Origin of the sequence: Pseudoalteromonas sp. Ld20, assembly GCF_045064175.1 — a bacterium.
Lineage (GTDB): Bacteria > Pseudomonadota > Gammaproteobacteria > Enterobacterales > Alteromonadaceae > Pseudoalteromonas > Pseudoalteromonas neustonica.
The window spans coordinates 188,355-199,327 of the sequence record NZ_JBISHB010000034.1 but is presented as its reverse complement, the minus strand read 5'-3'; the positions used below and the strand labels follow the sequence as shown (position 1 = coordinate 199,327).

General features: G+C 39.3%; 10 protein-coding genes. 1 reads left to right on the top strand and 9 read right to left on the bottom strand.

The genetic code is table 11. The features are described 5' to 3' along the window. Positions 1–77: 77 nt before the first annotated feature. Both ACJJVX_RS10780 and ACJJVX_RS10775 read right to left on the bottom strand, forming a co-directional pair. A complete protein-coding gene (locus ACJJVX_RS10780) occupies positions 78–794 on the bottom strand; it encodes a DUF1499 domain-containing protein (protein ID WP_054206744.1) in 717 nt (238 codons plus the stop codon). Positions 795–912: 118 nt separating this feature from the next. Continuing rightward, on the bottom strand, positions 913–1,779 hold the full coding sequence (locus ACJJVX_RS10775) for an MBL fold metallo-hydrolase (protein WP_405631412.1): 867 nt from the start codon (positions 1,777–1,779) through the stop codon (positions 913–915). Between the two features lie 102 nt (positions 1,780–1,881). On the opposite strand from ACJJVX_RS10775, the gene ACJJVX_RS10770 reads away from it, so the two are divergent. Then, the gene (locus tag ACJJVX_RS10770) at positions 1,882–2,769 is read left to right on the top strand and encodes a LysR family transcriptional regulator (protein WP_405631409.1); all 888 of its coding nucleotides are present in this window, start codon (positions 1,882–1,884) and stop codon (positions 2,767–2,769) included. Positions 2,770–2,775: 6 nt separating this feature from the next. Here the strand turns inward: ACJJVX_RS10770 and ACJJVX_RS10765 are convergent, their stop codons facing one another. From ACJJVX_RS10765 to ACJJVX_RS10735, 7 genes are all read right to left on the bottom strand, one after another. Further along, positions 2,776–2,973 (bottom strand): helix-turn-helix transcriptional regulator, encoded by a 198-nt coding sequence (locus ACJJVX_RS10765; protein ID WP_054206741.1) that lies wholly within the window; start codon positions 2,971–2,973, stop codon positions 2,776–2,778. Then, a complete protein-coding gene (locus tag ACJJVX_RS10760; RefSeq protein ID WP_054206740.1) occupies positions 2,970–3,404 on the bottom strand; it encodes a hypothetical protein in 435 nt (144 codons plus the stop codon). Before ACJJVX_RS10760 ends, ACJJVX_RS10765 begins: the two co-directional genes overlap by 4 nt. A 191-nt stretch (positions 3,405–3,595) precedes the next feature. Continuing rightward, positions 3,596–4,483, bottom strand: coding sequence for a tetratricopeptide repeat protein (locus ACJJVX_RS10755; RefSeq protein WP_054206739.1), 888 nt, complete (start codon positions 4,481–4,483; stop codon positions 3,596–3,598). Positions 4,484–4,807: 324 nt separating this feature from the next. Then, entirely contained in the window at positions 4,808–4,945 is a 138-nt protein-coding gene (locus tag ACJJVX_RS10750) for a hypothetical protein (protein ID WP_167349699.1), read from the bottom strand. Between the two features lie 173 nt (positions 4,946–5,118). After that, positions 5,119–6,471, bottom strand: coding sequence for a magnesium transporter (locus ACJJVX_RS10745; protein WP_405631404.1), 1,353 nt, complete (start codon positions 6,469–6,471; stop codon positions 5,119–5,121). Positions 6,472–6,589: 118 nt separating this feature from the next. After that, a complete protein-coding gene (locus tag ACJJVX_RS10740) occupies positions 6,590–9,673 on the bottom strand; it encodes an efflux RND transporter permease subunit (RefSeq protein ID WP_054206737.1) in 3,084 nt (1,027 codons plus the stop codon). Further along, positions 9,670–10,971 carry an efflux RND transporter periplasmic adaptor subunit gene (locus ACJJVX_RS10735; RefSeq protein WP_170174006.1) on the bottom strand — a complete coding sequence of 434 codons (1,302 nt, stop codon included), beginning with the start codon at positions 10,969–10,971 and terminating at the stop codon, positions 9,670–9,672. Before ACJJVX_RS10735 ends, ACJJVX_RS10740 begins: the two co-directional genes overlap by 4 nt. Between the last annotated feature and the right edge of the window lie 2 nt (positions 10,972–10,973).

Sequence of the window (10,973 nt, the reverse complement as noted above, 5' to 3'; positions counted from 1 at the left end):
CAAATTTCAATCCACAAAGGTCAACACGCCCTAATTAACAAAGCCCCTTTAGGGGCATTGTTAAATTCTAAAAGCGATTAAATAGCGCTTAAACTTTGATTAATTTGCTTTATAAAATCGTTTATTCGTTGCGCATTTTTACCTAAATCACTTTTACCTACTCGTGATTTACTACGAATATCAACAAGTGTTACTGTTTCTAATGACTTAATTCGAATAACCACATCATCTTTAAAACCAAACCAAGCAGTAGTGTCAGTCGCTTCAATAATACCTTGCGACGCATCCGCATTAACTAGCTCCCAACCTAACTGATTAACCACTTCTTTTGCGGCAATGAAAACATCATTTTTACTATTAGCGTACTTAAGCGTTACTAATTCAGGGTATGCTTTTAACTGTGCGGCGGCTGTTTCTGCCCCGCTGTATTCTATCGGATTTGGTGCATCAGCACGTAACTCAGCAATTTTAACAAATGGAGGCGGGGCTACTACATCTGTTGAAATGTCATGAATGGGTGGCACACTTTTCGCTTTGTTCATCAAGCTTAAAGGCAGCGCTATAGCTATCACAGCAAAAATAGCGCTAATACCAGCCATTGGCCAATGTGTATTTTTACGCATAAAAATGAGTTGAACAATCAATAAAATTAAGGCTGCAGCTCCTGCATATACCCCAAAGCGGATGCCTGTAAATGCAGTGCCAAGCTCAACAATCCCCCACTTATATAATGGCCCCGGTAAAACCACTAATAAAATGGCTAACAGGGATACTATTCCCACTAACTTTTTCATCTATTCAACTCCGTCTTATTGTTTTTGATAATGGTCTTTATACCATTATTCGATATTTTTGCACAAAGAGCACAATACCCTCCTTTGCACATAAAAGATCACTTTAACAAGACTCAAATTACCAAGGCATTTCGCCCATATGTACTTTCGCACCTAACTCTAAACTTGAAGTATCTTTAAAGTGTGGATAAAGCGCCGCCATTTTTGCGATCAACTCACTGCTATTTGTACTTTGTGCTTTGGCTTTGATGAACGCTTTAATGTAATCAATTGTAAAATCAATTGCACTGTCATCTAATGCTGTGCCGGCTTCCATATGACCAGGTATAACCATTAGTGGTTGCAGTGCCTTCATTTGATTAAGTTGCTCTAGCCATGCATTTACACTACCTGGTGTTTGCGTGTCTGCCATCCAAACATGGTGTCCCGCAGAAATCGCGACATTACCTAAAATTGTTTTAGTTTCGGGGATCCAAAGGTAAGGCCGATGGGCAAGTACCCCATCGTGTATTTTTATTTCAATGATATGCTGATCCACACTAATTTTAGTGCCTTTAAATGTCGCTGGTATAATTGGTTTTACTGGCGCATTCAAGCCCATTTTTGGCCCCCAAAACGCAACTTTTTTATCTCGTTTCTCCGCGATTACCTCTCCAACTGCCGGTGTTGTAATAATTTGCGCATTTGGGAATAACTCATGCAATACTTCCGCCCCAAAATAATAATCTGGATCAGCTTGGCTTATAAAAATGGTCGTTAATTGCTTACCTGAATCATATACTTTTGCTGCAATTCTTAGTGCATCTGCTTTTGTAAACCCCGTATCTACAACAACCGCTTCTGTGTCTGAATAAAGCACAGTTGCGTTTACAGTAAAGCTATTACTATCAGCGTTATAAACATCCAGTTTTAATGACGATTCCTGTGCCGCATTCGTGTGGTAACTTGTAAATAACAACGATGCGATTAAAAGTATTTTTTTCATTTCAATTCCAATAATTATTTCGATGTGAGAATAATAAAGGATTGATTAACTCAGATATACGTACAATACTAAGCATCATTATTTCAAAAATAGAGCTAATTGATGGATAGGTTAATCGCTGCAAAAGTATTTATAGATGTTGCCCACTCAGGTAGTTTTTCAGCTACAGCTGATCGCTTGAATATGTCGCGCGCGATGGTAAGCCGTTATATAGAAACGATGGAAAATTGGCTCAAAACACGCTTATTACACCGTACAACTCGCAAGGTTTCATTAACGACTGCGGGAGAAGCCTATTTAATAAACATCCAACAGTGGCTTGAACAAGGTGAGCATCTTAGTACGATTGCACTGCCTAAAGCTGCATTGTCAGGCACTATTCGCGTTGCAACCAGCGTATCTTTTAGCCAATCACAGCTTATACCTGCAATAAAACCTTTTATACAACAAAACCCACTGATCAACATTGAACTTGACTTGAGTGACGTCGCTGCGAACCTCACTGAAAAACAAATTGATTTAGCAATTAGAATTGCCGCAAACCCCGATCCATCATTAATAGGTAAGCCCATTGGTGTTTGCAAGTCAGCGATTGTCGCCTCAGTTGATTACATTCATAATAACGCTGATATCAATCAACCTAACGACTTAGTCAATCATGATTATTTAGCGCACAAACACTTTGCAAACCATATCTTACATTTACGTAAAAAAGAAATGTTTGAGTCAATTAGTTTAAACAGTCGTCTTTGTGCTAATGAAGCAACCTCATTACTAAGTGCGGTATTAAATGGATTTGGAGTAACGGTTTTACCAACCTATTTAGTAAATAGTTATATTGCGCGTGGCGAATTAATACATATATTGCCAAATTGGCAACCTGATGAACTTAATATTTATGCCCTGTATAGCTCTCGTAAGCATTTATCACCGGCTATCAGGGCACTTATTGATCACTTAGATAATTACTTTAAAACAACTCCTTGGTGATCGTTTTTAGTATTCCTCATCTTCAAAAATATCCTCAATTTTTAAATTGAATAATCGAGCAGCCTTAAATGCTAAAGGTAAGCTAGGATCAAATTTGCCTTTTTCAATTGCATTAATAGTTTGCCTTGAAACATCGAGTAATTCAGCTAATTTGGCTTGTGTGTAGTTACGCTCGGCCCGCAGTACTTTCAGACGATTTTTCATTCACCTTCCTCGCCACAGCCTAACTGTTTATGCATAAAAAGTGTTGTGAAAAAATACGTAAGGCCCATAAAAATCACTAAATGAGATATATCAGCTGTGAAAGGAATTAAAGCGCTATTATCAAGTGATGAATACGCTAAGCCAACGATTAAAGTAGCGCCGAGTGTAATTGCCATCGCATTGAGTTGCAGTCGTTGCTGCATTTCATCTAACCCTTGTAAATGACGCTTATTAGCTAAAATCATCATCAAACCAACGGCTAAATTAATAACCACAGCAATAACACTTAAAATTATATTTCCTTCCCAGAGTAAGTTTGGCCCAAATGATACAAATGCTAATGAAAGCATCCAAAATAATGTCCATTTAGCTAAAGATGCCGTGTTCATTTTATTACGCTGATTGAGCGTAAGGTGTGTTTGTTTAGACATATGAACCTCTATCAAGTTAAAGTAAAGTTTACTTTACTATACTTGTGTAAAAACAACACAAAGTCAAGCTTGCTTTACAAAAAGATTGGTTTTGATGACTTTAAAATTTTAATTTAGACACGACTTTGCTCTATACCATATTGGTAAATTCAAACGGAGGAAAATGGTATTTGAGAGGTAAGTATTTACTGCTATTTAATTTTAACGTTTGATAATGCGCTATCTAACTTAGTGTAAAGTGCCAAATGGCCTGCTTTTAGACCTTGTTTGTTTACTTGTTTTAAATTCTTAGCGGCTAGAGCTAAACTGCCCATTTGCATATGAGTCTCGGCTAACCGTAATAAATATATTGGATAATGAACATTACTTTCTTTACCGTCCATATAAGATAATGACGCGAGGTAATAATTTATTGCAAGTTCATATTTACCTGCAAGCTGATAAGTCCGCGCGAGGTTTCCTTGCGCAATAATTATTTTAGTTTGGTGGTCGCTATTACTTATCCAATCTAACGCTAGCTTTCTAAATTTGGCTGCTTTGTTAAAATCTCCCCATGCATGTAAAACATTTGCCTTATTTGAATTTAGCTCAAAATTAAAAATAGCATCACGACTTTTGCTGTAACGATTACCCACACTAAGTAATATTTGATAAGCGAGCTCTTTATTACCAAATACATAGTGCAAATTTGCCAGCTCAACTAACCGTAAGGGATTTTCGAATGCTTGATACATGTCTTCTAGTTTAGCTATCGCTTTATCTGCATAAACTTGCGCTAATTCATTATTATCAGAGCCATTGAGCGCTTTTGCATAGTAAAAGTAGAGTTGTGATTTAAATACCGATGGTAAGCTTTCGTCATCAATAAGCGGCTCGATTTGCTTAATTATTTGATTGTAATTTAACGTATCGTAGAAATAATCTAACTGATAAGATTTTAATTTATACCAATTTGTAGACTTTGGTTGTGCTTGTAATAAGTTGTTTGATATTAACTCTAAACAATTTTCAGCTGCTTGGTTTAGGCAGTATTGCTCGTGATCGCTAAAGTGCTCAGATGAATAGGCTGGCTTGGGCATAATACACATAAAAAAAGCAACAGTAATGCAAGTCTTTATCATTGGTTCTAAAAAAGTACTTAATACAGAAAAAGTGATACATCAATTAAAGCATATTTGCATAAAATTATTAACAAATATTACTGAATAATTAATCTACTAAAACTAATTATCAGCGGTAAAATTTTAACTTACACTGTTGTGGTGAGTTTTATATTGGAAGGTGACAAACGTAAAAGGCTGGCAATTACGGCGATTAAACCGCAACTGCCCAAGCATCTAAAGTATATTGATTTATATACCCTCACTAATGCTAGGTTAGCATCAGTATTGCTTGCATGGTAATTAAGCTACTTTTTTAAGTGCTTTTTTTAGCTTACCAATTTTAGATTTTTGCTTTGCTACTTTTTCTTTACGCGCATTGATTTCTTTTTTAATTGATTTAACTTCTTTATTTACTGCTTTAGCTTCTTTCTTAGACATGAATGTCTCCTTTTTAATTATATAACTCGTCATTGCGAGAGAGGCACTTTATGATAAAAAAGAACTAGATGATACACGCCAACCAGTTCTTCACGAAAGATTCACACAACAGAAATAAAAATGAAATCAATTAGCTGCAAGTAAATAACTAAAACATTTCGCATTCAAAAGTACTAAAGTAACAATAAACTACCTAAGCCTAAGAAAGTCACAAAACCGACAATATCAGTCACTGTTGTTAAAATAACCGAACCAGATAAAGCGGGATCGATTTTCATCTTATCCAGAATCGACGGGATCACAACGCCAGACACAGAAGCTGCTATTAAGTTAAGCAAAATAGCCACGGTAATGGTAATGCTAAGCATCACGTCTGCAAACCATAAATAAGTAAGCAAGCCAATAACCACAGCCCAAACACAACCATTTACAGCACCAACTCTAAGCTCTTTTTTAAGCAGTGCTTTTCGGTTTGAATCTGTCACCTGCCCCAGCGCTAGGCCCCGCACGATTACGGTTAAAGTTTGGCTACCGGCAATTCCGCCCATGGAGGCGACAACTGGCATCAATACAGCTAACGCTACAACTTGCTCTATTGTCGCGCCAAATAAACCAATAAACCATGATGCTAAAAATGCAGTAGCTAAATTTATACCTAACCAAATGCCACGGTTTTTAGCACTTTTACGAACACTGGCAAACAGGTCTTCGTCTTCGCGTAAACCACCAGCTTTTGCAGCGGCTTCATCGGTTACTTCTTGGCGTAACCCATACGCTGAGGTAACTTTTAATCGCCCCAGCAATTTATTATCGACATTTACAACCGGCATCGCCATTTTTTCGCTGTGGATCACCACTTCTGCCGCTTCATATAAGTCATCGTCTGCATGCAGCGAAGTGACATCATGATTGGCAAAGCTCAATAACGAATCGGAATCCTGTGCTTTGAGTAGCGCATTTACTGACACCTCGCCAATCAATGTACCTTTACGACTTACTAAATAAATAACCTCTGTATATTGAGGCAGGCCCTTTTGCAGAATTTTTTTCGCCCCGCCTACGGTTAATTTTTCCGATACTTTTAAGGAATCAAAATCAAGCCAATGGCCCAATTGTTCTGGTGAATATTGTTGCGCTAATTCATACTGTCTTGTTTGTACTTCATCTAATTGGCGACGAGCATATTCAACAAAACGCTCAGGGATCACTTCCTCAAGCTCAAGCAGCTCTTCAACACTTACTTCATCAAGTAACTTAAAACCGTCTGTTTCATCAAGGCTCTGTAACAACCAACGACAACTATCTGCACCTAAGTTTATAAATATTTCGTGCTGAGTGTCTTCATCAAGTAATTGCCAAATATCAAGACGCTGCTCTTTTGGTAACGCCTCAAATAATAATGATAAATGTTCGGTTGAGAGAATTTCTTTAGCATCAGCTAAGAGCTTGTTTTTACGCTCTGTGGTATCACACTGTAAAAGCTCATCAATAAGCTGGGGAAGTTGATCTACTGGATACTCAATCATTATGAGACCTTGAAATTAAATGCTTTGTATCCAGTTTACCTTAGCTGAAAAAAATAGTTGAAAAAAATGCCTGCAGATCTTAAAAATCTGCAAGCATTTAAAGTTATCAACTTAACAACTACTTAAACCAGCCTTGCACTCGTTCCATCAATAGGTAATTAACAGGCACTAATAACAAAGTGATAAAGGTTGCAAAAATTATCCCAAAGCCAAGGCTGACTGCCATTGGGATTAAAAACTGCGCTTGGGTGGCTTTTTCAAACAATAGCGGCATTAAACCGATAAAGGTCGTTAAACTCGTTAACATAACAGGACGAAAACGCGATGCACCCGCCATTTTTACAGCTTCCAGTAATTCGCCGCCTTCACTGCGCTTTTTATTAATAAAATCAACTAATACCAGCGAGTCATTGACCACAACTCCGATCAAAGCCAGCATCCCTAGCAAACTCATAATAGTTAGATCCATGCCCATGATCCAATGCCCTACAACAGCGCCTATCATGCCAAATGGGATCACACTCATTACTATAAGAGGCTGTAAGTAAGATTTGAATGGAATCGCTAATAATCCATAAATAATAAAGAATACAAAAACCAGCGCCCATGCAAGCGAGCCAAAGGATTCTCGCTGCTCTTTTGCTTCTCCTTCGAGAGAGTGACTAACACCTGGGTATTGTTGTACTAATTCATCCAGAAACACTTTTAAGTCAGCTTGAAGCACCGTCATATTAGTGTTGTTTTTTTCGATATCAGCAGTCACGTTCAATGTACGGTAACGGTCGATACGGTTAATCGTCGATGGACTTTGCCCCGGAACTAACGTTGCCACATGTGATAACGGTACTGTGCCACCGGTTGGCGTATTAATAAGAATATCTTTTAAATCAGCCACTGAGCGACGCTCATCAATGGGTAAGCGCACCATAACTCGTACATCATCACGACCACGCTGAATACGCTGTGCCTGCGCACCAAAAAATGAATTACGCACTTGCTGTGATACATCAACACGATTTAAACCCAGCGCTAAGCCCTGCTCTGTTAGCTCAATTTGTAGCTCTTCTTTACCATCGGACATGCTATCAGCAATATCAAACACCGTTGGGTAAGTCGCTAAACGCGTTTTAACATGCTCGGCCACTTCTTGTAGCGTTGATAGTGAAGTTGCTGTGAGCTGAACATCAATTGGATCAGAACTACGGCCGATTTCAGCCCTAAAGGTTAAGCTCTCAGCACCTGGGATCACACCAATTAGTTCACGCCATTCGCTGGCAAGCTCTCGCGAGCCAATATCTGAATCGCGCTTTTCAGCAGGGGTTATTTCAAAACGTACACTGCCTGAGTTAGAAGCTCCGCCACGTCCACCAGTCGTTGCTAAAATATTTAAAATAACGCTTTCGCCACTATCTTTATCACGATACTTGTCTTGTAATTGACGAGCCTTATCAGACATATCAATCACGTACTTATTAGTTACTTCAAATGGAGTGCCTGTAGGCAATGTTAAATTAACGCGTACCGTTTCACTTGGTATGCGTGGGAAAAAGATAAACTTAGTCCAACCACTGGTGATCATGGTTAAAATAATCAAAAAAATCCCAACAAATAAACTTACCGTGGCAAGTTTATGGCGTAGAGCCAGATTTAATAACGGTTGATAATACTTTAAAATTGCAAGCTCAAACCCGTCAGCAAAACGCTGTTGGAATTTATCAAATTTAGAGGGCTCGCCTTTTTCATGGCGCAGTTTTATATATTTTAAATGGGCGGGTAGTACAAATTTAGACTCAATCAGTGAGAATAATAATACCGGGATCACCACCACAGGAATTTGAGCAAACAGTGCGCCTCGGCCACCTTCAATAAACGCCAGCGGTAAAAATGCAGCAACGGTGGTTAATACACCGAACGTGACTGGGGTTGCTACTTCTTGAGTACCAAGAATAGCGGCCTGCTCTCCTGATTCTGCGGTTTTCAGGTGAGTATAGACATTCTCACCGGTAACAATGGCATCATCAACAACGATCCCTAACACCAAGATAAAGCCAAATAAGCTCATAATATTGAGCGTTACACCAAATAATGGCATGGCTAAAAATGCGCCCATAAATGACACGGGTATGCCAATGAATACCCAAAAAGCGATAGCAGGTCGTAAAAATAGCGTCAATAATGCCAGTACCAAAATACCGCCTTGCAACGCATTGGTGGTTAGTGTGGCAATACGGCTTTTAACCAGCTCGGAGTCATCATCCCAGTAACTTAAATCAAACCCTTGTGGTAATTTATTTTGCTGACCTTCGATATATTCTTTTACTTCATCGGCAACCGTAATAGCGCTTTGTGGGCCAATGCGATAGACATCGATAAAAGCCGCTTGCTTACCGTTAAAACGTGTACGTACAGGAGTTTCTTCAAAATCATCGCTGATAGTTGCAATGTCACCTAAGCGAATAATTGTGCCATCTTTTTGATTTTTAACAGCAATACGAGCAAACTCATCTTTACGATATGCCTGCCCTTTAGAGCGAATAAGCACATCGCCCCCTTCTGTTTTTAAATTTCCTGCAGAGATGTCAGTACTTGAATTTGATATCGCCCGTGAAATATCACTGAGACTCAAACTATACTGGCGCAGTGTATCTTGGCTTACTTCAATGGCCAGCTCATAATCGCGTACGCCACTGAGTTCAACTTGAGTCACACTGGGTAGACGCAGTAATTGATCGCGAACCTGCTCAGCGTATTCTCGCGTTTCTTTTTCACCGTAATCACTGGAAACAGTAACGGCAATAACTTCTCGCTTACGCTGAGCTAAAGCGACGACTGGTTTTTCAGCGTCAGCAGGAAAGGTATTAATTGCATCAACTCGGCTTTTTATATCAGCCAATAGCTCTCGAGGATCGTAGCCACTATCAACTTCAATGCTCACTGAAGCTGAACCTTCAGACGAACGACTTGAGATTTGTTTAATGCCCTCTAAGTCTTGTACTGATTCCTCAATACGGATTGTTACCCCTTGTTCAACGTCTTCTGGGGTTGAGCCTCGTAAAGAGACACTAACGCTAATACGGTCCGTTTCAAATGATGGAAAAACCTCTAATGGTATTTGTGTGGTAAGGCTAAATAAACCTGCAAAAACAATGCTAATGAGCAATAAGTTTGCTGCAACATGGTTTTTAGTAAACCAAGCTATCATGCCTTATCTCCTTGCAGACGTGCTGCTTTGCGCTTTTGTATAAGTTCTTCTACGGTGATCCCTTGTTTTTTGGCCATCGCTTCTAGCTGCTCACGCGAGGGTCTTTTACGGGCAGGTTTCTCGCTTTCTTTTTCAGCTTCACCAATGACTTTAACGCCAGTGCCTGAGCTAACTTGCCCAAGTGGTGTAAGCACCAACTTATCACCACTTTTTAAACCCTCGGCAATAATTGCTTGCGTAGCATTTTGCCACGCTAAACGAATATTTTTACGCTGTAGTACACCTTGCTCAACAATATAAACATACGTGCCTTGATAAATGGCACTGTTTGGAATAACTAATACATCAGCAACTAATTTGCCACTGATTTGCGCTTTAATATATTGACCAATTTTAATAGGGTATTGATTTTGAGCCGTTGCTTTATAAGGATCGTTAATTTGCGCAACAACATAAAGTTGCTGTGCATTTTCGTCAATTGCGCCCTCAGTCCTGGCAACTTGTCCTTGCCATTTTTGTACGCCAACTAAGTTAGAGCTAAATTCAACGACTGAGCCACTAGCGTTGTTCATGCCATCTCTAAATTGCTCTGGTAAATCAATAAAAGGTAAGTCTTTATTTTTAATTGGTAGACGTATCTCAACACTGTCGATGGCATAGATAGTCGCTAATTGTGTGTTGTTACTCACGACCTGACCAAGATCCACATTGCGGCTTAACACACGCCCTGCATAAGGGGCTGTTATTTTAGTGCGCTCTAAATTTAAGTTCGCTTTTTCAAGTTGTGCTTGCGCTGAAAGTACTTGTGCTTTAGCTGCTGCTAGTTGTGGTTCGCGTAGCACTAAATTACTTGCTTGTTTGCCATTACCTAAACGCTGCCAGTCAACGATAGCTTGACGACTGCGTGCTTGCTCTTCTTGAAAGCCTTGCTGTGCTGTTAGCAAGTTGGCTTGGGCTGATTTTACTTCTGCTCGGTGATCTCTATCATCAAGTTGTAAAAGTACATCGCCTTTTTCAAAAAAACCACCTTCCCTAAATTGTTCGCTACTATCGATGATTTGCCCTGATGCTTGCGCCACTAAAATACTTTGTGTACGCGGTTTTACAGTCCCAAAGCTATCGATCATCACTTGATACTGCTGAGGCTGTAACGCTTGCACTGTGACGCTAATTTTAGCTTTAGGTGGTGAACCAAAGCGCTTTGCCTCTGGTGGATTTGAGCCAATAAACATCACTAACAAGGCCGTAGCTGCGATTATGGCCGCAGGGATAATAATTTTGGTTTTTTTGATATTCATAA

What these genes read in the sequence shown, in the direction of transcription:
- ACJJVX_RS10755 (WP_054206739.1), bottom strand. Translation starts at nt 4,483, where the DNA reads ATGCCCAAGCCAGCCTATTCATCTGAGCACTTTAGCGATCACGAGCAA.
- ACJJVX_RS10775 (WP_405631412.1), bottom strand. Translation starts at nt 1,779, where the DNA reads ATGAAAAAAATACTTTTAATCGCATCGTTGTTATTTACAAGTTACCAC.
- ACJJVX_RS10765 (WP_054206741.1), bottom strand. Translation starts at nt 2,973, where the DNA reads ATGAAAAATCGTCTGAAAGTACTGCGGGCCGAGCGTAACTACACACAA.
- ACJJVX_RS10740 (WP_054206737.1), bottom strand. Translation starts at nt 9,673, where the DNA reads ATGATAGCTTGGTTTACTAAAAACCATGTTGCAGCAAACTTATTGCTC.
- ACJJVX_RS10735 (WP_170174006.1), bottom strand. Translation starts at nt 10,971, where the DNA reads ATGAATATCAAAAAAACCAAAATTATTATCCCTGCGGCCATAATCGCA.
- ACJJVX_RS10780 (WP_054206744.1), bottom strand. Translation starts at nt 794, where the DNA reads ATGAAAAAGTTAGTGGGAATAGTATCCCTGTTAGCCATTTTATTAGTG.
- ACJJVX_RS10745 (WP_405631404.1), bottom strand. Translation starts at nt 6,471, where the DNA reads ATGATTGAGTATCCAGTAGATCAACTTCCCCAGCTTATTGATGAGCTT.
- ACJJVX_RS10750 (WP_167349699.1), bottom strand. Translation starts at nt 4,945, where the DNA reads ATGTCTAAGAAAGAAGCTAAAGCAGTAAATAAAGAAGTTAAATCAATT.
- ACJJVX_RS10770 (WP_405631409.1), top strand. Translation starts at nt 1,882, where the DNA reads ATGGATAGGTTAATCGCTGCAAAAGTATTTATAGATGTTGCCCACTCA.
- ACJJVX_RS10760 (WP_054206740.1), bottom strand. Translation starts at nt 3,404, where the DNA reads ATGTCTAAACAAACACACCTTACGCTCAATCAGCGTAATAAAATGAAC.